The organism is Allocoleopsis franciscana PCC 7113, from assembly GCF_000317515.1.
Classification (GTDB): Bacteria; Cyanobacteriota; Cyanobacteriia; order Cyanobacteriales; family Coleofasciculaceae; genus Allocoleopsis; species Allocoleopsis franciscana.
In genome coordinates this window covers 37,501-61,831 of sequence record NC_019738.1, presented here as the reverse complement: position 1 = coordinate 61,831, position 24,331 = coordinate 37,501, and the positions used below count along the sequence as shown (strand labels likewise).

The 24,331-nt window shown below is 45.2% G+C and carries 24 protein-coding genes and 1 riboswitch (1 of these 25 cut by a window edge); of the genes, 15 read left to right on the top strand and 9 right to left on the bottom strand.

The annotated features are described in order from the left end of the window. Positions 1-97: 97 nt before the first annotated feature. Positions 98-928, bottom strand: a complete 831-nt coding sequence (locus tag MIC7113_RS00265) for a hypothetical protein (RefSeq protein WP_015180162.1) — start codon at positions 926-928, stop codon at positions 98-100. Between the two features lie 248 nt (positions 929-1,176). Between MIC7113_RS00265 and rpiA the strand changes: the two genes are divergently transcribed. After that, positions 1,177-1,887, top strand: coding sequence for a ribose-5-phosphate isomerase RpiA (gene rpiA / locus MIC7113_RS00260; protein ID WP_015180161.1), 711 nt, complete (start codon positions 1,177-1,179; stop codon positions 1,885-1,887). Between the two features lie 335 nt (positions 1,888-2,222). After that, positions 2,223-3,404 (top strand): aldo/keto reductase, encoded by a 1,182-nt coding sequence (locus tag MIC7113_RS00255; protein WP_041780292.1) that lies wholly within the window; start codon positions 2,223-2,225, stop codon positions 3,402-3,404. 80 nt (positions 3,405-3,484) lie between these two features. Here MIC7113_RS00255 and rsmG read toward each other — a convergent pair whose 3' ends face one another. Beyond that, positions 3,485-4,255 (bottom strand): 16S rRNA (guanine(527)-N(7))-methyltransferase RsmG, encoded by a 771-nt coding sequence (gene rsmG, locus MIC7113_RS00250; protein ID WP_015180159.1) that lies wholly within the window; start codon positions 4,253-4,255, stop codon positions 3,485-3,487. Positions 4,256-4,446: 191 nt separating this feature from the next. Continuing rightward, entirely contained in the window at positions 4,447-5,121 is a 675-nt protein-coding gene (locus MIC7113_RS00245) for an ABC transporter ATP-binding protein (protein WP_041779831.1), read from the bottom strand. A gap of 242 nt (positions 5,122-5,363) precedes the next feature. On the opposite strand from MIC7113_RS00245, the gene MIC7113_RS00240 reads away from it, so the two are divergent. From MIC7113_RS00240 to hypB, 4 genes are all read left to right on the top strand, one after another. Continuing rightward, positions 5,364-6,302, top strand: coding sequence for a Sll0314/Alr1548 family TPR repeat-containing protein (locus MIC7113_RS00240; protein ID WP_015180157.1), 939 nt, complete (start codon positions 5,364-5,366; stop codon positions 6,300-6,302). Between the two features lie 329 nt (positions 6,303-6,631). Further along, positions 6,632-6,765, top strand: a riboswitch (guanidine-I (ykkC/yxkD leader). 114 nt (positions 6,766-6,879) lie between these two features. Further along, positions 6,880-8,085, top strand: a complete 1,206-nt coding sequence (gene speB / locus MIC7113_RS00235; protein ID WP_015180156.1) for an agmatinase — start codon at positions 6,880-6,882, stop codon at positions 8,083-8,085. A gap of 3 nt (positions 8,086-8,088) precedes the next feature. Next, positions 8,089-8,481: a hydrogenase maturation nickel metallochaperone HypA gene (hypA, locus tag MIC7113_RS00230; RefSeq protein WP_015180155.1), complete on the top strand. Its 393-nt coding sequence runs from the start codon at positions 8,089-8,091 to the stop codon at positions 8,479-8,481. A gap of 102 nt (positions 8,482-8,583) precedes the next feature. Then, positions 8,584-9,291: a hydrogenase nickel incorporation protein HypB gene (gene hypB / locus MIC7113_RS00225; RefSeq protein ID WP_015180154.1), complete on the top strand. Its 708-nt coding sequence runs from the start codon at positions 8,584-8,586 to the stop codon at positions 9,289-9,291. 106 nt (positions 9,292-9,397) lie between these two features. Here the strand turns inward: hypB and MIC7113_RS00220 are convergent, their stop codons facing one another. Continuing rightward, entirely contained in the window at positions 9,398-9,937 is a 540-nt protein-coding gene (locus tag MIC7113_RS00220) for a DUF2267 domain-containing protein (RefSeq protein WP_015180153.1), read from the bottom strand. A gap of 270 nt (positions 9,938-10,207) precedes the next feature. Between MIC7113_RS00220 and MIC7113_RS00215 the strand changes: the two genes are divergently transcribed. From MIC7113_RS00215 to MIC7113_RS00205, 3 genes are all read left to right on the top strand, one after another. Next, complete coding sequence (locus MIC7113_RS00215) at positions 10,208-11,257, top strand: ABC transporter substrate-binding protein (protein ID WP_015180152.1); 1,050 nt, start codon at positions 10,208-10,210, stop codon at positions 11,255-11,257. Between the two features lie 62 nt (positions 11,258-11,319). After that, positions 11,320-12,165, top strand: a complete 846-nt coding sequence (locus MIC7113_RS00210; RefSeq protein ID WP_015180151.1) for an ABC transporter permease — start codon at positions 11,320-11,322, stop codon at positions 12,163-12,165. Between the two features lie 104 nt (positions 12,166-12,269). Next, entirely contained in the window at positions 12,270-13,043 is a 774-nt protein-coding gene (locus MIC7113_RS00205) for an ABC transporter ATP-binding protein (protein WP_015180150.1), read from the top strand. A 201-nt stretch (positions 13,044-13,244) separates the two neighbouring features. Here MIC7113_RS00205 and MIC7113_RS00200 read toward each other — a convergent pair whose 3' ends face one another. Further along, positions 13,245-15,047, bottom strand: coding sequence for an Rqc2 family fibronectin-binding protein (locus MIC7113_RS00200; protein WP_015180149.1), 1,803 nt, complete (start codon positions 15,045-15,047; stop codon positions 13,245-13,247). A 104-nt stretch (positions 15,048-15,151) separates the two neighbouring features. Beyond that, positions 15,152-15,868, bottom strand: a complete 717-nt coding sequence (locus tag MIC7113_RS00195) for a choice-of-anchor W domain-containing protein (protein ID WP_015180148.1) — start codon at positions 15,866-15,868, stop codon at positions 15,152-15,154. A gap of 501 nt (positions 15,869-16,369) precedes the next feature. Here MIC7113_RS00195 and remA point away from each other — a divergent pair. The 5 genes from remA (at position 16,370) to MIC7113_RS00170 (ending at position 20,556) form a co-directional block, all read left to right on the top strand. Further along, a complete protein-coding gene (gene remA, locus MIC7113_RS00190; RefSeq protein ID WP_015180147.1) occupies positions 16,370-16,636 on the top strand; it encodes an extracellular matrix/biofilm regulator RemA in 267 nt (88 codons plus the stop codon). 17 nt (positions 16,637-16,653) lie between these two features. Then, positions 16,654-17,214, top strand: a complete 561-nt coding sequence (gene gmk / locus MIC7113_RS00185; protein WP_015180146.1) for a guanylate kinase — start codon at positions 16,654-16,656, stop codon at positions 17,212-17,214. Between the two features lie 67 nt (positions 17,215-17,281). Further along, entirely contained in the window at positions 17,282-17,779 is a 498-nt protein-coding gene (locus MIC7113_RS00180) for a DUF4385 domain-containing protein (RefSeq protein WP_015180145.1), read from the top strand. 433 nt (positions 17,780-18,212) lie between these two features. Next, the gene (locus MIC7113_RS00175; RefSeq protein WP_015180144.1) at positions 18,213-19,271 is read left to right on the top strand and encodes a LysR family transcriptional regulator; all 1,059 of its coding nucleotides are present in this window, start codon (positions 18,213-18,215) and stop codon (positions 19,269-19,271) included. 157 nt (positions 19,272-19,428) lie between these two features. After that, the gene (locus tag MIC7113_RS00170) at positions 19,429-20,556 is read left to right on the top strand and encodes an anthranilate phosphoribosyltransferase family protein (RefSeq protein ID WP_015180143.1); all 1,128 of its coding nucleotides are present in this window, start codon (positions 19,429-19,431) and stop codon (positions 20,554-20,556) included. A 58-nt stretch (positions 20,557-20,614) separates the two neighbouring features. Here the strand turns inward: MIC7113_RS00170 and MIC7113_RS00165 are convergent, their stop codons facing one another. Beyond that, entirely contained in the window at positions 20,615-21,277 is a 663-nt protein-coding gene (locus tag MIC7113_RS00165; protein WP_015180142.1) for a hypothetical protein, read from the bottom strand. Positions 21,278-21,515: 238 nt separating this feature from the next. Here MIC7113_RS00165 and MIC7113_RS00160 point away from each other — a divergent pair, with 238 nt between their 5' ends. Then, positions 21,516-22,739 carry an MFS transporter gene (locus tag MIC7113_RS00160; RefSeq protein WP_015180141.1) on the top strand — a complete coding sequence of 408 codons (1,224 nt, stop codon included), beginning with the start codon at positions 21,516-21,518 and terminating at the stop codon, positions 22,737-22,739. Between the two features lie 162 nt (positions 22,740-22,901). Here MIC7113_RS00160 and moeB read toward each other — a convergent pair whose 3' ends face one another. Together moeB and MIC7113_RS00150 are read right to left on the bottom strand one after the other, a co-directional pair. Then, positions 22,902-24,074 carry a molybdopterin-synthase adenylyltransferase MoeB gene (gene moeB / locus MIC7113_RS00155; protein WP_015180140.1) on the bottom strand — a complete coding sequence of 391 codons (1,173 nt, stop codon included), beginning with the start codon at positions 24,072-24,074 and terminating at the stop codon, positions 22,902-22,904. A 90-nt stretch (positions 24,075-24,164) separates the two neighbouring features. Continuing rightward, on the bottom strand, positions 24,165-24,331 hold the 3' end of the coding sequence (locus tag MIC7113_RS00150) for a Mov34/MPN/PAD-1 family protein (RefSeq protein ID WP_015180139.1). 307 nt of this gene lie beyond the right edge of the window; only the last 167 of its 474 coding nucleotides appear in the window; the start codon falls outside the window, past its right edge — the gene reads right to left on this strand; the stop codon is at positions 24,165-24,167.

The window sequence follows — 24,331 nt, the reverse complement described above, 5'->3', positions numbered from 1 at the left end:
GCAACGGGTACTGTAACTCTTCGTCTCTTGAGAGATTTGGGGTTAGAGTGCCCGTAAGCTGTTGGTTTGATAGTTTTTTAAGGCTTAGTGCCACCGCTCAAAGCCCTTGAGCCAGCAGTAGAAGCGCCACAGATAAGGTGATGAGAATGGCATTGTAGATGGCATGATCCGCTGTGCTAGCTCTGACTCCAGCTTCCTGCGCTTTGGCTTCATCCTTAAATTGTCGTAAATGCCGATGATAAGCATATTTATAACGACAAGCAAATAAAAATCCTGGAACAGATAGAGTTAAAGCCCAACACAGAGGAATTCCCATAATGAGATGAATTAAGCCAAACTTAATCGAACTCATGGTTATCCCTTTCCAGGAGTGGACGCCCTGACGAAAAATTTTCTCTTCAACTTCCGCCCAAAACGGAAAACCTAAAATAAAAATCATCCAAACAGGAATCATGAAAATCCATCGATAGTCAAAGCCACTGCCATGAATTTCACTAATTTTTTGACCGGCTTGAGATGCGGTAGTTAAGGGTTGTAATGCGACATTTCCTGAATTTCCGAAAATTAGAGAACCCCAGCCCCATCTTAGAAATTCAGGGACAAGAAGATAAACCACTACGCCTAAAGTGATGGTAATAGCAACAATAATCAAGGCACGAAAATAGCTTAAAACACCACTTTTAAAGTAAATATTGACCACAAACCTTAGCTTTGAGCGATTCCCCCATAATTCACGAATAATCAAGGTAAAAATAGCAGTTGAAAAGATTACAGGCAAGGCTTTACTGAGTAGCGCACTCCACCAAGTACTGCTTCCATAGATCGACACAAGTATTGAGGCTAAAACAAATAATAAACAGTACTTTAACGGGGTGTAGAAAATAATTTTAAATAATAAAAATGCTTTGGTTTGTATTTTTTCTCCCATTAGTTTTGATTTCAGCTCCTTCCACTTTGGGTCTTCAACAGCAACTCAATTTCAACAGGCACTATCGCCATCAGACGAACTTTCCTGCACTTCGTCCTAACGAACAATGCTCTTTTAAGAGTCTCGCTCCCGGCTCATGAGAGAATAACCAACGGATAGTAGATTAATTAGTGCGGCGTCAGGGCATATTTAGCCTCACGCCATCCTAACCCATAAACCTTGGGTGTGACCTTAAAGGAGTTTTTGTCATGACCGGAGAAATTGACCCGATTAAAGTGATGAAGCAGGAAGTTGGCAAAGCGGCAGCCGCTCTTGTAAAGTCAGGTACGATTGTCGGACTAGGTACAGGTTCAACGACTGCCTATGCCATCGAGTATTTGGGAAATCGCCTGAAGTCGGGTGAACTTACAGACATCCAAGGCATTCCCACATCTTTCCAAGCAGAAGTCTTGGCGAAAAAGTATGGAATTCCTTTAACCACACTGGATGCCGTTGATCACATTGATATTGCCATTGATGGTGCGGATGAAGTTGATCCGCAGAAAAATTTGATCAAAGGCGGCGGTGCGGCTCATACTCGTGAGAAAGTTGTTGATGCTTTAGCCGACCAATTTATTGTTGTCGTGGATGGAAATAAATTAGTTGATCGCTTAGGTTCTACTTTCTTGTTGCCTGTGGAAGTTATTCCCATGGCAATTACGCCGGTGATGCGGGCGATTGAAAAGCTAGGTGGAAAGCCAGAGTTACGTATGGGTGTGAAAAAAGCAGGTCCCGTGATTACTGACCAGGGCAACATGGTAATTGACGTAAAATTTGACTCCATCGATAACCCCGCTGAACTGGAAAAGACTTTAAATAATATTCCAGGCGTCTTGGAAAATGGCTTATTTGTTGGGGTTGCCGATAAAGTTCTGATTGGTGAAGTTAAAGATGGTCAGCCTGTTGTTCGAGAAATGTAAAATCGCTCATGGTTAGGGGATTGATTGGCATTAGCGGCTAAGCGATGGTCGCTACGGGTTTGCAAAACATTATTGAAGGCCAAACTGCCGAAGGCATCGCCGATTGAATTCGCTTACTTTTTGAGGGGCAATCAGCTTTCATCAATCGTTAATCATTAGCCATACTAGTGCAAGAAGGCAGAAAAAAGAAGGCAGAAAAAAGAAGGTAAGAACGCTTGTACACTAAGCTTTTTAACCTTTTTGGACTGGTGGGTTATTTCTGCCGCGCTGCACTAGGAATGGGTGCTGGTGATTATTGGCTGAAGATTAATTGATTTAGAAAGAATTTTATGGGGATGCAATATCGAAGATTTGGGCGAACCCAATTACAGATGCCAATCTTTTCTTGTGGTGGTATGAGATACCAATACAGCTGGAAAGATCGACCACTGTGGCGAGTTCGTCGGCGTAGTCAGCAAAATTTGGCAGCGATTGTTCATCGGTCTCTAGAAGTAGGCATCAATCACATTGAAACTGCTCGTGCTTATGGTACCTCTGATCTGCAATTAGGACCCATTCTCAAGAGGCTTCCCCGTGAGCAAATGATTATCCAGACTAAAGTGATGCTGGAATGCAGTCCAAAAGAATTTCGGCGTAAGTTTGACCAGTCGTTGGCTAATCTTAAGCTAGACTACGTTGACTTGTTAGGGCTGCACGGGATTAATACGCATGGGCTACTTCACGATACCATCCGCCCTGGTGGCTTTTTGGATGTGGTACGGCAACTACAAGAGCAAGGGAAAGTCAGATTTGTGGGCTTTTCTACCCATGGCCCCACGGATGTGATTGTTAAGGCTATAGAAACGAACCAATTTGATTATGTGAACCTGCATTGGTACTACATTAACCAGTCCAACTGGCCTGCAATCGAGGCAGCTAGCCGTCATGATATGGGAGTTTTTATTATCAGTCCTTCAGATAAAGGGGGAATGTTACAAAAACCTTCCCAGAAATTAGTAAATTTGTGTGTCCCTCTGAGTCCGATGGTGTTTAATGATTTATTCTGTCTGTCCCATCCTCAAGTGCATACTTTGAGTATAGGAGCATTCAAACCAACGGATTTTGATGAACACCTGAAGGCGGTGGAATTGCTGGATCAAGCGGATGAACTCTTATCACCTATTCTTGTGCGCTTGGAACAAGAAGCGATCGCTATTTTGGGAGAAAAGTGGGTCAAAACATGGCAGATTGGCTTACCAACCTCTGAAGAAACGCCAGGACTGGTGAACATTCCTGTGATCTTGTGGCTGAGAAATCTTGCTCTGGCCTACGATATGGTGGAATATGCCAAAGGGCGCTATAACTTGTTAGATGGTGCAAGTCACTGGTTTCCTGGTAGCAGAGCCGACCGAATCAGAGAATTAGACTTACGATATTGTTTGCGTCATAGTCCTCACGCGGACAAAATTCCTGCCTTGCTGGAAGACGCCCATCGGCTTTTAGGTGGTGAGCAAGTTAAGCGCTTATCCCAACAATAATTACCTTGGTTTTTACAGTTTTATCTGCGTGGGAATTAAATAACCTCTACGACTTAAATAGTTTGATTCTTTTGTTGCAATTATTTTTTTAGAGGTAGCTCTTTAAGCGGTGCAGAAGAACGTAAGTAAATGCAGTGACGGACACTTTTACTAATGGGTGTTGTAAATTCTTCAATGAACTCAATTCCTCCACCTAATTTTTCCAGAATGGATTTAAGAGATTCTGTCTCTTCATCGGTCCAATGACCTCGATAGAGAATCGCTAAACCCCCTGTTTTCAACAAGGGTAGGGCATACTCAGCACACACTGAAGCTGGTGCAACCGCTCTGAGGAGAGCAATATCGTAAGTTTGTCGATGCTGAAGCTGATGAGTGAGTGATTCAGCTCTACCGACTAAAGTAGTAACATTTTGAATGCCTAACTGAGTGATTAAAGCCTCCAAAAAGGTAATTTTTTTGCGGGTGGAATCTAGTAAGGTAACGGAATGATGGGGAAAGGCGATCGCTACTGGTATTCCTGGAAATCCTGCCCCTGTTCCTATATCAATCAGCTTCAAAGATTGGGGCTGAATTTCACTGTTACCTTTTAAATTCTGTATGAGTGATGTAGGCGTTGCTGCTACGAATCCTGATTCCTGTGTCCAAAATCCCCGCAAAGAATCCCACAAATGTTTCTCCCAGAAATCCATTGGTTCCGTGATTCGGGTTAAATTCAACCGTTGATTTCCTTCTAAAATGCCTTCATAAAACTGTTGAAATAGCCCCTGTTGTTCATCCGTTGGCTGCCATCCTAGAGTTAGCTGCCAGATATCTAGCATCTCAGGTAGTAATAATGTCTCACTTGCGCCCATCGATCGATTTCGTTAAATGACTTGGTTAATCGTCTGTGTTTTTTGCTCACGGGTCAAACAGTTGAAGCTGAAAAAGCCTCAACTTTTCAGTTTGTCAACTTTAATGAGTGAACACAATCAATCTTTAAACATGTTTTTATGAAGGGTAATCAACCGGACAGGACATCATAATGATGGAAGAAAAATAAGATTCAAGTGACAAGTTGTGGGGTATTACTTCTAGGTTTTAGAGTTACGGGATCAACTTCTTGCAATTCCCCATGATTCAGTGTCCAGCAGCGATCAGAAATTTGCAATAATTCACCCGCATCGTGAGTCACGACCAACAGTGTCCAATGGGCTTTGAGCTTTGCCAACAGACTTACTAGCTGTCGCCGCATCGACCAATCTAGACCCGCTGTGGGTTCATCCAACATGAGAATATGGGGTTGGCGAATCAACTGTACGGCTAAAGCAAGCCGTCGCTGCTGTCCCCCACTTAGGGCATGGGGTGAAGTGTGTAGCGATAAGTCAGCCAGTCCGACTTCCCCAAGCGCTTCATAAACCCTCTCAGACCCCAACTCCGGATGCCCCAGCCGCAGTTCCTCTAGAATTGTACTACCACAAAAATGCCGTTCGGGAAATTGAAAGACCAGCCCTCCGAGCTGTTGCAAATGTTCCGGCGTGAGTTCTTGGTCTCGCCAGAAGGCACCCCCTGCCGTTTGCTGTGCTAACCCTGCCAAAATTTCCAATAATGTACTTTTACCTGAGCCACTAGGACCAATGACCAGTCCTAGTTGTTGGGGTGCCAGTTGTAGATTCAGAGATTTTAAGATGGCTAGGGGGGTAGCAGGAGGGTGGTACGTTAAGTTTCTAAGATATAGCATTAAGGTTCGTAATACCGTGCCAACAAGGTAAGTCTCATCGCTAAAATATATTGATGTCAAGGTTGATTGACCTCCTTGACCGACAACGTTAACTGAGCTGAGTAGCGGCTAACTTGAGAAAGCAATGAGTTCTTCTCAATTGTGACAAACATAACACTGATAATCCCAACTCTTAAAACTGGAACATTCAATCAACTGCAACGTCAGACTTTTATTAAGCATCATTTTTATTAAGGATAGCAATGACGACTTGGTTACCTGCGCCAAAACGGACGGTGACAGCTCTTGCCAGTGCTGCGGCTGTGGTACTCAGTTTGTGGGTGTCACCCACCTTGGCAAAAGATCCCTTTCGCGCCAATAATCCTCGCCCCATTGGAGATAATACAGAAGCAGCTTTTGAATATATCTTCAAAGCGGGAAACTACAAAGCTGCCAAAGGTTACCTAGAGAAAGCGGAACAGAGTGAGCCGAATGAACCCCTTACTTATGCCATGTTAGCGTCTCTAGCTTTCACAACTCAAGAATGGGATACCCTGAAAAGCTATGCCGCTAAAACTCAGCAAACAGCTCAAAAACTAAAATCTACTGACCCTTTACGGGGAAATCTTTACACCGCCGTTGGTCATTTCTTAGAAGGGACTTACGAATTTAAAACAGAGGGTCCGGTTGGAGCTGTGAGCAAATTGCAGAAAGTTTTTCAATATCTAGATGAAGCCAAAAAAATTGACCCCAACGACCCTGAATTGAATTTATTGACAGGTTATATGGATTTGATGTTAGCGGTCAATTTACCGTTTTCTGACCCCGCTCAGGCGGTGGAGAAACTAGAAAAATATGCGGCTCCTTCTTACTTAGCTTATCGCGGTATTGCTGTGGGATATCGGGATTTGAAAAAGTATTCTAAAGCGCTGGAGTTTGTGGATCGTGCCCTGAAACTAACACCTAATAATCCAGAGGTTTTATACCTAAAGGCACAAATTCTGAGGAATCAGGGGAAGAATAAAGAAGCTCAAGATTTTTTTAATAAAGCAGGGCAAAAACTGGAGCAATTACCTAATTATTCCGCTGCACAAATTACCTACGAACAGTGCAGAAACCAAAATCGCATCGATAACGGCAGTGAAGACAAAGGTTGGAATTGTGCAGAGGAGAGGAATAAAATTAGACAACGACCTAACTGAACAGGGATGGAAGCGGGTTATCGGCACTCTAGATGTCTGCCGCCTTACGCCTTCCAAGGCTAGACAGTAAAAAGTGTTTGGAGTTTAGCCCCCCAAGAGTGGAATAAATTTGTTAAGGAAATTTCATATTTATGGCAAAGGTTGGCAGATGCGCCAATCTTTTTTGTATCTTTCACTACATTTTTTCCATAGATTCATTGCTATTCTTCCCGTAGCAAAGACTCAGGATCATTCTCTGTAAAGTTTAAAAATTTTCTCAACTAATTACTGATTGGGTGAAAACCTTAGACTGTTTTGAAGTCATTCAAAATTACAGAGTGTAAGGAAAAATTAACAGCTTCTAGGGTTCCGGTTTGAATTATTCAAATGCTGGTCCGAGAGAAGCAAGCTGGCTCATCTAAGCTCTCTCCTTTCTAAAGTATTAGATGAATCGGTTACACGGCGGGAGAAAAGCCCGGGAGAAACATCAGTTCATTAGACTGATTGTGTCCTCTCCTGGGCTTGTTGCATTGATTCCTCATGTTGTTCGATTCAACTCGCTCATGTCAATTGTTTTGACAACTTCTCAGGAGTGCCAATGACTGAAAATAATTCTGAAAACCCCTTATTTCAAAGTCCAGATGGGAACGGACATTATCCGACTCAAGCGCAACGGGCACTGGATTTAGAGGCTCGATTGCCGCAGACGGGTTGGCAACAGGAGGTGTCGAAGGGGCTGGAATACGGTTTGGAAGCGGCAGAGAGTATTCGCGATCGCACTATTCCCACTTTTTCACGCGGTGAGCTTCCTCACTATGCCGGGATTAACACCTTCATGAAAGCCCCCTATGTAGAGGATGTTCGTAAGGTTGGGGAATATGATGTGGCGATTGTGGGTGTTCCTCACGATTCGGGTACTACCTATCGTCCTGGCACTCGCTTTGGTCCCCAAGGAATTCGCCGCATTTCTGCGTTGTATACGCCCTACAATTTTGAGTTGGGAATTGATTTACGCGAACAAATCAAACTTTGTGATGTGGGCGATATCTTCACCATTCCCGCCAACAACGAAAAGTCATTTGACCAGATTTCTAAAGGTATTGCTCACATCTTTAGCTCTGGAGCATTCCCCATTATTCTAGGCGGTGATCATTCTATTGGGTTCCCCACTGTTCGGGGCATTTGTCGGCACTTAGGCGACAAGAAAGTCGGCATTATTCACTTCGATCGCCACGTCGATACCCAAGAAACCGACTTAGATGAGCGGATGCACACCTGCCCTTGGTTTCATGCCACCAATATGAAAAACGCACCGGCAAAGAACTTGGTGCAATTGGGGATTGGCGGTTGGCAATGCCCCCGCGAGGGCATTAAATTTTACCGGGAACGGGCAAATAGTAATATCCTAACCGTGACCGACATTACCGAAATGGGCTTAGATGCTGCCGTAGATTTTGCTCTAGAAAGGGCATTAGATGGCACCGATTGTGTCTACATCAGCTTTGATATTGACTGCATTGATGCAGGCTTTGTCCCTGGCACCGGCTGGCCTGAACCCGGAGGACTCTTGCCCCGCGAAGCCCTGCATTTGTTAGGCAAAATTGTGCAAAAAGCTCCTGTTTGTGGTTTGGAAGTCGTGGAAGTTTCCCCACCTTATGACATCAGTGATATTACATCTCTGATGGCAACTCGTGTGATTTGCGACACGATGGCGCATTTGGTTCTATCCGGTCAGTTGCCGCGCAAAGAGAAACCCGCCTACATTCATCCAGAATCCCAGCCCGAACTTGTAGCGTGGACTTAAACAATGCATGAGACTGATATGACCAAAGCGCTAATTGTAACCGTGCGGGACTGGTGGGAAGCACAACCGGAACACCCCAAAATTTCCCATATTTATCTCACAGTAGGTCAGTTCACTTGTGTAGAACCTGCGAGTTTACAATTTGCCTTTGAAGTTCAAACCCGAAACACTTTTTTAGATGGAGCAAAACTGGTAATTCAGGAAACTCCATTAATTGCTTTTTGTCATCGCTGCCAACAGGAATATCGTCCCGAAATCGGCATTCAATATGCTTGTCCAGATTGTAGTTCACCGATGGAAGACATTCGCTCTGGGCGAGAGTTGAAAATCGATCGCGTTGAATATGCACAACTCAATCCGATAGTTTCGGGCGGACAAGATGCCCGATTTGCATAAGGCTTGATAGGGGCGGGTTTAGTGATCAATTTTCACGGGTTGAAGATAACTTTTATTCAAAACCTGCCCTTAATTCACAATTACCAATTACCAAACTAAATTATGCACCAAACCTTTGACGCCGCCCTAGGAATTAATTTACTCCATGCCAACCAGGAAGGAGCCAACCACAATCGCGCCCATTTTGATGAGTGGGGCATTACTTGCTTCAATGTCATGAGTTCTCCCGGTGCGGGTAAAACTGTTCTCCTAGAACAGACGCTAGCCGCCCTCAGTAATAAAGTAAAGATTGCTGTGATCGAAGGCGATATGACCACTGAACTCGACGCCGACCGCCTGCGTAAATACGGTGTTCCTGTGATTGCCATCAACACCGGACGTTCCTGCCACTTAGATTCCAAAATGGTTGCAGGGGGTCTCCATCAGCTAGAGCATCACTACAACCCATCTGAATTTGATTTGGTACTGGTGGAAAATGTCGGCAACTTGGTTTGTCCGGCTGAATTTGAAGTAGGTGAACATGCCAAAGTCGCTCTATTAAGTTTAACAGAAGGAGAAGATAAGCCCCTGAAATATCCGGTGATGTTTCAAGAAGCTGATTGTTTGCTGATTACCAAGATGGACTTAGCCCCTCATCTGGATGTTGACGTGAATCGGATTGTCGCCAATGTGCGGCAAATGAATCCTGATGTCACCATTATTCCTGTTTCTGCAAAGACGGGTGAAGGGTTAGAGGCTTGGTTTGATTGGATATGTTCTCAAATTGAACAGGAATTTCTTTCAGAGCAACAGTTATCAGTTACTCATTGACCCTGAAATCTCAGTATCCGTGGTGAAGATGATGCTAATCCTAATAGGTGCGAAGTCTGTTCGCAATAATTACTCCCGAACAGACTTGACCTTTTTCAATTTCTATTTAAGCTTCTTCCCAAAGTTTGCGTACATGATCAGGGAGCCAGCTAGCAATTTCCTGAATCCGCTCTTCAGAAAGTTCGTCTTTGGTGGCGGAGAACACGGCTGAAACCGCCTGTTCTCGCTCAACTGTTCGCGGCATTCCGCTTTCATTTGCAACCCGGAACAGGAAGCGATCAGAATCAATTTTGAAGATGCCTGGGCCTTGCCAGGGTGGACGAACCCGACTCAAAAATCCCACGATTGGATTTGTATCTTTCCAGAGCTCGGCGACTTCCATCTGGAGTGCTTTCTCCTCTGTCGGTAGAACCTCTGTATGAAGTTCTGCCTCGACACGATCAGCCGCTTCTGTTGTCATTAAGTCGCGCATGACGCGAAACACCACTTCCGTAAAATCTCTGGCGTCGTACAGATCGGCAAATCCGCTTTTAACCATCACCTTTTCCAGAAACGAGCGATGTTCATCTGCGATCGCAGTCCGCTCATCTTCAATCTCAGTTGGGTCAATTTCTGGAATGTTATTTCTGTATGTTTTATCTGGCATTGTTTGGTTGTGCTTCTTAAATGTTGAGCAATTATGCTTACTTTTGTAAGATCGCACAACTTAAAAACATTTAGTATCACCCAGAAGTTCGAGATGCTATGTATCCAAAAGTTATAGATTTAGGTTTCCACCTCAGCCGGAACGCTATGTAACAGACGTTACGGATTAGCGACCGCTCTATCGGCTACATCCAATAGGTAACCACTTGGCAAAAATCATCGCTGTGAAACGTTGACCGTTCGCTGTCAATCACCTTCAGAAATATGTGCCATGAAAATCCGCTCACTTTTCTCCTACGTTATTCTTTTCCTGGTCACATTGACATTTACGATAGGTTGCACCAATCCTGCGGTCTACATCAAAACAACCAATCAAAGCAATTCTGTATCCTCAGCCGGTGTTGATGCCGTTCGTTTGGGTTTTAGTGCATGGCCTGGTTGGTTTCCGTGGCAAATTGCTCAGGACGAAGGCATATTTAAAGCCAATAATGTTCAAGTAGACCTGAAGTGGTTTGATGGATATCTGGAATCTATCAGTACTCTCACAGCCGGACAGATTGATGCGAATAGCCAAACCCTGGGCGACACGGTTAATTCCGTAGCGGGGGGTGCCGACCAAGTTATTGTGCTGGTCAATGACAACTCCACAGGCAATGATAAGGTGATTGTCCGCGAGGGGATTAACTCAGTTGCCGACTTGAAAGGGAAAAAAGTTGCCGCAGAAGAAGGGACTGTGGATCACTTTCTACTCTTGTTAGGACTCAAACAAGCGGGCATATCGCCACAAGATATTCAATTTATCCCTTTAGAAACCGGTAAAGCCGCAGCGGCATTTGTGGGAGGTCAAGTGGATGCAGTAGCAGTCTTTGCCCCATTTACCACTCAGGCATTGAAGCGTCCAGGTAGTAAGGAACTCTTCAGTTCCAAAGATTTTCCTGGCGCAATTTCCGATCACTTGGTATTCACGCGCAAGTTTGTCAACGAACATCCAGAACAGGTACAAGCCATTGTTGATTCCTGGTTTGTCACATTGGACTATATGAAGACAAATCGGGACAAATCCTACAAGACTATGGCAAAACGGGCGGGTGTCACGGTGAACGAATATCAGGAGTATGCTGACGGCACTCAACTATTCACATTAGAGGAAAATTTAAAAGCGTTTCAACCGGGCAATACCATGACTTCCTTACAGTTTGCAGCCCAAGAAATGAGCAAGTTTCTCACAGAGGTTGGTCTAACAAAAACTCAACCCGACATCAGCCGTTTATTTGATGACCGCTTTATTCAGGCATACGCTAAGAAATTTAATCAAGCATAAATCGGCGAACCAGAGAAATGTTTTTAATAAGTCTGATTCTTTACCGTTGATGGAATTCAATCATGAATCAAAGTCCTGGATCGATTCGATCATTCATTCGACCGACAACACTAAAACCTACTGTTTTCTGGCAAATTGCCGAAGACATCCCCAAACCCCTGAACACGGTGTTAGTAATTACTTCCATTGGTGTTCCCTTACTGCTGTGGTGGTTGGTGACTACATTTGGCAACATAGACCCTAAGTTTTTGCCCTCACCAGGTAAAGTTTTGGAAGCGTTTGGGCGACTGTGGAGTACTCGCGAACTCCTCAAGGATACTGTGGCGAGTCTATGGCGGGTTGGTGTTGGATTCCTGTTTGCAGCTCTTTTTTCCATCCCCGTTGGCGTGCTAATGGGCAGTTTTGCTAGTATTCGCGCATTGCTCGAACCTATCTTCGGGTTGATGCGTTATATGCCTGCGCCTGCATTTATTCCCTTACTCATCCTCTACCTCGGTATTGGAGAAGAACCCAAAATTACTCTTATCTTTATCGGAGTCTTTTTCTTTAACTCCTTAATGGTCATGGATACGGTGAAGTTCGTACCTAAAGACCTGATCGAATCAACCTACATGTTAGGAGGTAATCGTCTACAAACTTTATTTCAGGTGATTTTTCCTCATGTCTTACCGGGAATTATTGATGCTTGTCGAATCAACCTAGCTGCTGCTTGGCAGTTAGTCATTGTCTCAGAACTCATTGCAGCAACAGAAGGTTTAGGGCGTCGGATTAGTGTGGCAGGTCGATTTCTGAGAACAGATGAAATTTTTGTGGGGTTAATTGTCATCGGAGTGATTGGACTATCATTCGATCTTTTATTCCAATACTTTCTACGGGTTTCCTGCAAGTGGGCAAACCAGAAGCGCTAACCCTTTTTTTACTGACTTTATCCCTGAAATTGTTACCTATTTTACAGCATCTACTCTAGGTGAATTGATAACGAATACCTATTCTCTATTTAGAGGTTTAATCCATGTATCTGCAAATTACCCATTTACATAAGCACTTCAATACAAAAAATGGAGCGTTAGTTGTCCTCAAAGACATTAATATGACAATTGAGCAGGGTGAATTTATCTGCGCGGTGGGTGCATCGGGATCGGGTAAATCTACCTTACTGCGGCAGATTGCTGGACTCGATACTCCCACTTTGGGGGAAGTCAGCATTGATGGTCAGTGCGTCACTGGGCCAGGGCCGGATCGGGGAATGGTGTTTCAGCACTACACCCTCTATCCTTGGATGACTGTACAGGAAAATGCTGAGTTTGGACTGAAGCTTCAAGGCGTACCCAAAAAACAACGGCGCGAACAAGCTAGCTACTACCTGAGTGTGGTGGGGTTGACTGAGTTTGCCAAATCCTTGCCGAAAGAGTTATCGGGTGGGATGAAGCAACGAGTGGCGATCGCTCGTGCTCTCACTTCGGAACCCAAAGTGCTGTTGATGGATGAACCCTTCGGTGCATTAGACATCCACACCAAAGAGTCAATGCATGAGTTCATGCTCGACCTATGGCAGCGCACCAATATTACAATTTTTATGATCACCCATGACGTAGAGGAAGCCGTATTTCTCTCGAATCGCATCTACGCTCTCGGTACTCGTCCCGGTACAGTAAGGAAGGAAATTTCGATCAAGCTGCCCCATCGTACCCATACCGTGAAGCGACACTCTACATTCCACGACTACCGGGATGAACTCATGGAACTGATGCGAAGACATGGACAGGAGGCGATCGCTGCTGCTTAACTGGGATAAGCCGTTCAATTTTTCCCTGAGTCTAAAAAAGACCAGCTGCGGTGACGGCTGGTCTTTGTAGAAGTAATAATTTCGTTGTTGCTCTACATTGGGGAAATCCAAGCTGCGCGTTCCCAATCGGCAGCAGAAAGATTTCTTTATTTCTTTATTGTAACAGGGAATACGATTTTTTTGTAACCAAAATTTACAAGTTTACAGAGCAACCTCTTTCCTTAGATAGTTGCTACCTTGCTGAGGATGTCCCCATAGGACTCGCTCATGTTTATAAACCGTCATACCCGGTTTAGCCCCTTTGGGCTTATAAACGTGCTTAGGCTTGGTGTAAACAACCGGAACTTGGTCACTTTGACGCCCCCGACTGTAGTGAGCCGCCAGATCAGCGGCAAACTGCAAATCTGCTTCATCAGGCACAGTTCCTGGCTCTAAGCGGAGGAGAACATGGCTACCCGCAATCTCTTGAGTGTGGAACCAAAGGTCATAGTCTCCTGCCGTCCGAAACGTCAGATGGTCATTCTGGCGATTGTTGCGACCAATCAACAATTCAAATCCACTCGGTGTCCGATAGCGATAGGGCACAGAAACATCCGTAACTTCTCGATTCCGCTGATCGGGGGAGTCTAAATACTTTTGCTGAATCAGTTCCTCGCGAATTTCCTGTAGTGTTTGTAAATCGTCTGAGGACTTGTAAGCATCTAGCTGAGTTAAGGATGCCTCTACTTGTTCTAAATACTGAATTTCTCCCTGTACCTCTTGGAGTAACGGCTCCACCGCATGACGAGCGCGTTTCAGCTTTTGGTGACGCTTGTAGAGCAATTGAGCATTTTGGACGGCATTTTTCTCTGGGTTTAGAGGAATTATCACGGGTTGAGCCGTATCAAAGTCTAACAGTTCAATAGACTTCATCCCCGGTTGCCAATCCTGGAGGTGCGCCATCAATAGGTCAGCTTGTTGTCGATATTGGTCGGCTTGGTCAGATTGCTGCAAGCGTTCTTGAAAGGTCGAGGCTTTCTGACGCAGTTTTCCGAGAACATTGCCCAGTTTTTGGGTGAGTTGGTGATGGAGTTGATTAAATTCTTGTTGGTTTAGCTCGGCAGTGTAGTAATCATTGAGTAAGGTTTGGACATTCTTTGCCGATTGAACAGCACCCCAACCCATGACTGTATAACCTTGCTCAGTCCAACCGGGTTGAAAACCTAATTGCAGGGTAGAACCTTCAACTGTGGATGGCTCACTTTTGAATCCTTCTTCCCAATTCTGAATTCCCAAAGTTTGCAGCCATTGTTGCCAGCATTCAAACAACCGTTGCCAATCAGAGGCACTAAGAGTTTCTGTGGATTTGTCAGCATTCAGTCCAGCCGCTTGCGCCATTGATCGTACCAATGCTGGACTCAAACCCCGGTAACTTTTGAGCAACTGACGCTGCAATGCGCCCGGTACTAAACTGACTCGTTCTTGCCAGCGTTCTAGGGATTCGTCCAAACTAGGGGCTGTACCCATGAGAGCGGGTGGTTTTTCGTAAGGCTGACCGGTTTGAATGGGACGGACACTTGATTGCTGAGAACTCACTTGATGGGCTGCTGTGATCATGACATTGTCACCACCTGCCAGGATGACATTACTGTATTTGCCCATAATTTCGACGTAGAGGTGATAGCTCACATGGTCTCCGGGTCGTCGAGCAAACTGCAAATCTAATACACGCTCCCACGGTGCAATCAATTCTATGGATACTAGAGCCAGCCCACTTAATTGGTGACGCAGTTGGTCGCTAAAGGTAAAGGTATCGGGAGTCCGAGGCGGTGGATCACCCAGATAAATTCGAGCGGCTTGAGGATGCCAGGAGATTGTGAGCCAACCCCGATGTTTTAGGGTGCGTAAGCAGAGCGCAATGGTGTAGCGATCGCGCTGATATACTTGTTCGGCACGCCCTGGTACCCAGTCAGAACGCAGTTCATCACAAGCTGCTGTTAGGGTGGTAAAGTCAACTGGTTGCACAAGCTGTCTTTTCCGTAATCACAATTAGGCATCTGTACCATCCTCGCAGATCCAGACTAGAACTCGTAATGGTTTTCCGAACTCCTTCTGGAGAGGGGTCCCTACTAAGGACTAGTACAATAGTTTCCCGAACTAGGACTGGGTAACCATGACCACCAATCGATTCCTGTATTAGCTTCTGGCTCAGGTGCTGGCGAATTGACCGGATCTGCTGGGGTTGGATTTGTGTTAGGCGAAGGGGTTAGAGAATTTACATTCCCAACTTGAATCTGATAAGCCAGATTATTGGGGTTCTGTGGTTTGTTAAGCCAACTTAGCATAGCATTACCCGTCAAGGTAAAACTCTCTTGAATATCACGAATCCCAAAAATATTTACTTTGTTGTTAGGGGATGAGGCCGCAATCCCAGAAATTGATAGAGTCGTGGATGAGTCGGTCAGGATTAAGTTATTCAGAAGGACGCTGGTCAAATCGGCTGTTGCTTTTGTATATATGAAAATGTCCTTAAAAAAGCCCTCGCTTTGAGTTTCTAAGGTTGTCTCTCCAACTGTATATTTGACAATTGAACCATCGTAACTTAGTGAAAATGGTTGTTTTTTCCCCTTAGACCAGACAAAATCGACGCTGAGATCAGCCTGAGCTTCATTTTCCAAGAAAAGACTTCCAAACTGGCTTCCCGCGACAAAGGTCGGTTGGCTCATCAAGGTTTTCAGCTCAGCCTCGGAAACCGTGCTAAACCCGATTGCATTCGCCGCCAGGGGTGATAAAGATAGCCCCAATGTTGCCAGAACAATTGTAAAAAATGATTGACTTACACCCATGATTTCACTCTGTTTTTGCACTAGAATTGCAAGCTCATATTTCTAATTTGAGCTTAGATAAGTGAAAATTTTGTGAATAAAATTTTTTCCAATAATTTTCATTGTTTATTTGATTCAATATTTTTCTCTTGCCAGCATAAACCTTGTCTTTGCTTATGGAACTCACCTGAGATAGGGTTTTACAAGAAGTTAATTTTAAGTGAATTTTTATAAATTTATAGTGAAGATTACTGACTATTACAAGCCCAATTGACCTTGAACACTAGGAGGTTTGGGTCGTCCAGCACGACAGACAACAGCCTTTAGTCGAAGAAAGCCAACTGGATGCAGCCCACAGATCTATCTCCAGACTGGTTCTGTGCAAAAGGTAAATCGAGGAAAATAAAAGCCAAAATCAGGATTTTCTGTGGAATTTAGCCTTGTAAGGCTAAATTATTGTGGATACCATGGAAATTGAATCCTGAAAATCGCTCTTTATGCGGCTCTTCCCGCTAGTGCTTCATGGACATTCAACTGATTAATATCGGTTTTGGCAATATCGTATCGGCAAACCGAGTCGTTGCGATTGTTTCTCCAGAGTCTGCTCCAATCAAGCGGATCATTACCGATGCACGAGATCGCGGACAGCTTATTGATGCAACTTACGGTCGTCGTACTAGAGCTGTGATTATTACAGATTCGAGCCACATCATTCTCTCCGCTATTCAACCGGAAACAGTTGCTCATCGCTTCGTGATCAGCAAAGATGGTCAAAGCAGCCCTAATTAAACCATCTCTCCCTCAACATGCAAGCAGGCAAACTCATCGTCGTAACAGGTCCCAGTGGTGTTGGTAAAGGGACTTTGCTGCGATCGCTCATTCAACGCCACCCAGAACTATATTTTTCCATCTCCGCGACGACACGCCAACCCCGTCCCGGTGAAATTGAGGGGCAGCACTACTACTTTGTCAGCCGAGACAAATTTGAACAAATGGTGGCGGCTGATGAGCTTCTAGAATGGGCGGAGTATGCTGGCAACTACTATGGAACACCATGCTTGCAAGTCCAACAGCAAATTCAACAGGGCCGGCTGGTTATTTTAGAAATTGAAGTAGTGGGTGCGAGAAAGATTAATCAAACTTTCCCAACAGCTTTGCGTATTTTTATTTTGCCTCCCACTTTAGCCGAACTAGAGCGGCGGATTCGCGTTCGAGGTCAAGATAGTGAAGAAGCGATCGCTCGACGCCTAACGCGAGCTCAAGCAGAGATCGATGCGGCTGATGAATTTGATGTGCAAATAGTGAACGATGACTTGGAAACAGCCCTAATTCGCTTAGAATCTATAATTTTCGCACGACCAAACTAAGCCAGAGTCTCTCATGTCCTCATCCAGCGTTTCATTGATAAGTTGTTGCATTTGAGATGAATAATCAGTGACTCTGTTTGATTACTCTTTAGATTTTAAAACTATCGATTTTCGTGCGTCGCCTGAACTGTATCGAGTCGGTAAGGGTGAGCAAGGAGTGCTGTTGGTAGAACCTTATAAATCTGAAATTCTTCCCCATTGGCGTTTTAAAACTCCAGAGATAGCAAGAGAATCTAGCGAGAAAATCTACGGCATGTTTCTGGACTATCTTCATCAGGATGATTTTGTTGGGGCAGATATGGCTCGCAAGTTTTTACAAATGGGTTATACCCGATCTCGTCGATACGCTAATCATAAAAGCGGCAGAAAATATAAGCATAACCCTCAAAAAGAAACCTCGAAAGAAGCTCAAACCAAAGCCAGAAAAGATATTTTACCGAATGAAGTAGACCCCGTTAAAGCTGAATGTGCGAAAATCTTTAAGCAAAAATGGGAGCAAGCCAAGACGAATGATCAATATATTCAGCTTTTAAAAAGACATAAAGCAAGATACGAACAAGAATAATATGGACAAGAATCAAGAAAATCAGTTCCCCAAAGATATTCTTTCAACTAAAGCCAATTAAACGGCTGAGTTACGACATACCTATTTAGATATAGGTCTTAAAGTAGGGGATAGATCGTGAAACAACTATTAACTTTGGATATTAGCTTGCTGTCCTATCAGTTGGCGTTACCCCTGTTAAATCAGGGGTAATTTAAGTATTTCTCTGCTCAAGATCAAAATAGCTATTTGTACTTAGGAACCAGGAATCTGTGAGTGGAGCAAACCTAATAGCCTTATGACCGACTCACCGAGCTCATGCACTTCTTTCCATCGGGTTGTTTCCCTACCTCATTAAAACTTCTGTACAGGCTGTATCAAACTCTACCGAACTAGAACCCTAAATCCGTTATGGTCATTGCATTATTAAGAATGTAAATTAATTTACATAATCATGCGGATTGAGCAGTTACAAGCCTTTCTGGCTGTTGCTGAGACAGGTAGCTTTGGACAAGCGGCACGCAAGTGTGAAATCACTCAGTCTACAGTCAGTCGCCAAATCCAGTCATTGGAAGCCGAGTTGGGTTTGCCACTGTTTCATCGCACGGCTCAAGCCAAACTAACCTTAGGAGGTGAACATCTCTTACCTCGCGCCCGCAAAATTTGTCAAGAGTGGGAATCGGCAACACAAGAATTAGCGGATTTGATGGCTGGAAAGCAGCCAGAACTCTGTGTGGCAGCTATTCACTCGGTCTGTGCTCATTACTTGCCTCCAGTGTTACAGAAATTTTGTCGCGACTACCCAGAGGTACAGTTGCGGGTAACGGCGTTAGGGAGCGATCGCGCCCTAAAAGTTCTCCGAGATGGGTTAGTGGATGTGGCGATCGTGATGAACAACCGCTTTTTAACCGCTAGTCCGGAAATGGTTGTCGATGTCCTCTACGAGGAACGAGTCGAAGTCTTGATGGCATCGAATCATCCCCTAACTCAGCACGAACAGGTGCCTTGGTCAGAATTGATTAAATATCCACAAGTAGTATTTAAAGACGGCTATGGGATGCAGCGGTTGGTACAAGAGCGGTTTGCTCGACAGGGGACTAAGCTACGCGCCGTTATGGAGTTAAATACCTTGGATGCGTTTCGAGGTGTTGTTCGACAGGGAGAACTGATTGCTCTACTACCTGAATCGGCTTTAGTAGAAGCTCGAACAGACTCAACCCTAGCCATTCGAGCGATCGCCTTTAACACTGAGCGAGGCTCACTCATCGGTCTTGCTCCATCAATAACGGAGGTCGGTAATATGGTTAGCGAGGCTCCGAACTCTGATAGCATCTTGACACGCCAAGTCGTCTTGGTTACGACCCAAGATCGTATCCAAATTCCCCCGATTCAGCACTTCTGTCAACTCGTGCGTCAACTGGAAAAGTCGGCAGCCAATGCAATGGCTACCCAAAATTCCATCGCTCAGCCTCACACGTCGTATGATAGTCAGCCTTTAACGCTTAAGGGTTAACCGATAATACAAATAAAGCCTAAATGATCAGATTGAAGGTGCTGAAACTTTTGTCTTGCAAAAGCGCTTAAAATCCAAAATCCAAAATGGTATAAGCTGACTTTCTATCGATCATTTTTTGTCCTCACAAAACTGAGAATCACCGAGGAAACCTACCATGAGTAATGCTTTCAGAGAATTGTTAAAGAAAGTCGGTAGTGGCGTCCACACAGGTGAAGACTTAAGTCGTGAGGAAGCGGCCGCCGCTACTCGGATGATGTTGTTGCAGGAGGCAACGCCGGCTCAGATTGGGGCATTTATGATTGCCCATCGGATTAAACGGCCTACGAGTCAAGAATTGGCAGGGATGCTGGATGCGTATGAGCAGATCGGACCGAAGCTACAACTAGAGGGGTTCGGGAATGGGCAATCGGGAATTGAGAATGAAGAAGATGCCGCAACAACGTCCTTGTTGTCCCAACCTGTAACAGTATTCGGAACACCTTATGATGGGCGATCGCGTACTGCCCCTGTAACTCCGCTCACAGCTCTGATTTTAGCGACGGCTGGAGTACGAGTGATCATGCATGGGGGAGATTGTATGCCAACGAAGTATGGCGTCCCCTTAATTGAGATTTGGCAAGGATTAGGCGTGGACTTTTCCCGCGTCACCTTGTCGCAGATTGAGCAATTATTCAAGACAACGGGTTTGGGATTGATCTATCTGCCGCAGCACTTTCCTGAAGCACAGGCATTGGTACCCTACCGCGACCAAATTGGCAAACGTCCACCCTTTGCCACAATGGAACTAATCTGGTCGCCCTATGGGGGAGATGTGCATATAGTGGCGGGGTATGTTCATCCTCCCACCGAACTGCGCTTTCGAGAAACGCTGGAGATGCGGGGGGTAAGAAAGTTCACCCTGGTTAAGGGATTAGAAGGTAGCTGTGATTTACCGCGCGATCGCACAGCAATTATTGCTATCAGTCAACCGGACGTTAGTGAAGGCTTTGAGCGTCTTTTGCTACATCCTCGTGACTATGGTTTTGCCCATCAAGAAGCGCCTCTTGACTCCACTCCTGAATTGATACAACAGATGCAGCATGTCTTAAACGGCAAACCTACGGAATTAATGTCGGTTGCCATCTGGAACGGCGGATTTTACTTATGGCGTTGTGGTGTCTGCCCAGATCTAGCCACAGGTTTTGCCAAAGCAGAATCTTTCCTCACCGAAGGTTATGCTCTCCAGAAGCTACAAGATATCCGTCATGGGATCGCCTCCCTGCAACTGGCTCATCAGCCATGAGGTTACGATAACTCTCTTACTCCCCCCTGATTCAGGGGGGTGGGGGGTCAATCAATTCTTAAAAGTTAGAGTTCATGGGATTAGCTGGGGGGGTCGGTGGGATCTTGGGGACAATGACTGGCACTGTTGGCTTTTGTGGCGGTAGTGGTACAACATTAGGGTACAAGTTTCCCGGAAAATCCTCAGCTCTAATACAACTCTCCATCACTTGACCCGAAGAAAAGTCTGTTTCGCGGCTTAAACCAACCACACATTGTGCATAGCGAAGAGGTAGAAGACTACGACGACAGTAATCCAGTACCGTAATGGGTTGTGAGTCGCGAGTATTATCTGTGATATCAAACATACAACGAGATAATTCCACAGGGCGTCTCACTCGTTTACAAGCCACCAGAGCGTCTGGTGTCAAGGTTGGTGTTAGTTTATGAATCGTAACAACACATCGGGATATCTCTTTTGGATTCAGCGTATCTGAACAAGCTGCTACAGCACCTTCTGGAGAAACTCTAGCTAAGCGCACTAACTGAGCCGCGCAGAGTTGAAACTCATTTAAAGCTACCGCAGGACGATTGGGGATTACCAGGGCTAATAGACTCGCGATGGCTATCCAGGGTACAGAGCTTTTTGTAATTGCCAGTTGACCGACTGAGAATGGGAAGAAGGGTTGGGGGGTGAGATTTTTAAAGGTGGAACGGCGACCGATGTCATTTTGCCTGCTCATGATTGTTCTTTTTAAAGATGTCACAGGATATGCTATCCGGTTGCAGACGTTCGCGGGTAACCTTAGGTCAAATCGTCAAGAGAATCCCAAGGAAATACACAACGAATTCAATATTACTGGTTTTTGGGAATTAGCAAACTCCTCTAAATATTGGCTATAGGTCTAATGTCACTTCTATTAGTAATGCTGATAACATTTCTGCTAATATCTTGCCCATTTAACACATCATGACTCAGCCATGAGCAGCGTCATTACATCACCTAAAGTCTTGTGGTTACAAGTTTGGGGACTAGCGGCTGTACAGGGAGCGATCGCCTTAACCTGGGTTATTTACAATCTTTACCTGCTGAAACTACTGACTCAGTTTGGCTTTCCTAAAGAACTCGCGACAGGAGTGCTGATTTTAGAAAATATATTAGCCGCTGTCATGGAACCTTTAATGGGTAGTCTCTCTGACCAAGTCCAGCGTTGGATTGGTACTCGCTTCCCTTTCATCTCGGTTGGTGTCGTCTTATCCTCTGCTTTGTTCATTGCCATCCCAGCTTTTGTCGCTTTCGGCTCTCCCACATCTGCCATTCGCTGGCTCTTGCCTGTCCTCATGGTAGCCTGGGCTTTAGCCATGACTGTGTTTCGTAGCCCAGCTCTATCCCTACTGGGGCGGTATGCTTTTGGCACAAACTTACCTCAAGCGGCGAGTATCCTCACTCTTGTTGGGGGAGTAGCTGGGGCAATGGGGCCTTTAGCCAATCAATTTATTCTCAACTTAGGGCCAATCGTTACCTTTTCTATCGGGTCATTCGTAATGCTGGGTGCCGCTGTTGCCTTAAGGTCAGTGAATCCCAATCGTAGCGTAGAGCCGGTAGCAGCGGAGTCTGATCCAAGTTCCCTATTAACAAGTAACTGGCGACAAATTTCTATTCCTCGCTTGGGATTAGTGTTTGGAGCAGGGGTGGGAGTGGCTTTGGGATTTCGCCTCATGATGCAAACCTTTCCTCGAATTCTTACGAGTCAAGTTCCAGCAGCGAATAAAGGTTTGATATTGGGTGGAATATTTATCGCTTTAGCACTAACGGCGATTCCCGCAGGAAATCTTGCTTCCCGTTTAGGGAATCGTCAAGCTATGAGCTATGGCTTAATCGGTATGGCTGGATTTACTGCGCTCATGGTGTTAACTCACAATGGGGTGATTGCGGTTGGAGTAGCGATCGCCCTAGGTGCAACCTTTAGTCTAGTTTCTAACGGGACTATTCCTTTTGCCCTGTCAATGGTACCACCGGATAAGGCCGGCTTAGGAACGGGTATTTATTTCAGTGGTGGAGCGGTTGCTTCTAGTTTATTTGGTGCGGTATTTAGTCAGCCAGACAGCCTGAAACCTGTCGTTGGAGCATTGCTCGCTGCTGCTGCCTTTTTGCTGGCAGCGATTTTCGTGGCGAGTAGCAGCAGGCTAGAGACAGCCAAGTAAAAGCTGAACGAGTAAGTATGAAGTATGAAACAAGCTTGGTTGCTGTTGACATCAAACTCACTACTGAAATGTTCAGTCTTTTTCCATACTTCATACCTTTTTTGGCTGAGTAGAGTGATGGCATTCAGGGGGTGAGTTTGACCTCATCCCCTATCGCCCATGTTAATACTCAGGCACAGATGGATCGACTTCCTTGCTCCATGCAGAAATTCCACCTTTCACATTGATGCCATCAATGCCCGCTTCTTTCAAGATTCCCAATGCTTTTGCAGAGCGACTGCCAAACTTACAATGGGCAATTAACCGAGAACCATTAAGCACTTGCTTAACTTTTTCTACACCCTGACCATTTTCAATTTCTGATAGCGGGATGAGGACTGAGCCAGGAAGCTTGGCAATTTCGTATTCATTAGGATTGCGAACATCGAGTAGGACAAAATCCTTCGCGTCACCATCCAGTAGCTGCTTGAGTTCCTGAACTGTGATTTCTTGCATTTCCTTCTGCCGTTTTGCCTCTTCTTCTTTAGCTTGGGTAACGCCGCAGAATTGATCGTAGTCAATTAACTTTTCAATAACAGGCCGCTCAGGGTTAGGGCGCAGTTTTAATTGACGGAACGTCATCTCTAAAGCGTTGTATAGCAACAAACGCCCACTCAGCGTTGTGCCCTGCTGGATAATAATTTTGACGGTTTCCGTTGCCTGAATTAAACCAATAATTCCTGGCAGAATACCCAAAACACCACCTTCAGCACAGGAAGGAACCATTCCGGGAGGTGGGGGTTCTGGATACAGATCTCGGTAGTTGGGGCCACCTTCGTAGTTAAACACGGTAGCTTGGCCTTCAAATCCGAAGATTGAACCATAGACGTTAGGTTTCCCTAGTAGCACACAAGCGTCATTCACCAGATAACGAGTGGGGAAGTTATCGGTGCCATCGACAACGATGTCGTAGGGCTTCATAATATCCAAAGCATTCTCTGAACACAGAAGCTCTTCGTAGAGATCTACCTGGCAGGAGGGGTTGATTTCTAGAATGCGATTTTTCGCTGACTCAATTTTCGGCTTGCCCACCCAGGAGGTGCCGTGAATCACCTGCCGTTGCAGGTTTGAGCTATCGACGACATCAAAATCTACCAGACCAAGGCGTCCAACGCCAGCAGCAGCCAGGTACAGCAGCAGGGGTGAACCCAGTCCACCACTACCAATGCAAAGCACACTAGCGGCTTTTAGGCGTTTTTGCCCCTCCAGTCCTACTTGTGGCAAAATCAGGTGTCGGGAGTAACGTTCGTACTCTTCTTTGGTTAGCTGGATTTCATCCAGATTGGGATTGAGCATTGTAGTCTAGGTAGTGCGAACACGACCTATATCCTAGCTAAATGCTTTCCATCTGTCTGTAGGGGGGGTTAATATAAATTTTTGATTAAGCTAAGACCCGATTGTATGAATTTCTTCAGGCTGAAACTGGTGGTTGTCATCCAGGCTCCAGCTTTTGAGGTCACAAGCTAATCCCTGTCGCACAGAAACAATAACATAAGAGTATTCTGGCCAAGCGATCACCCGATCAAATTCTGACGGAACGGCTGGATGGTCAG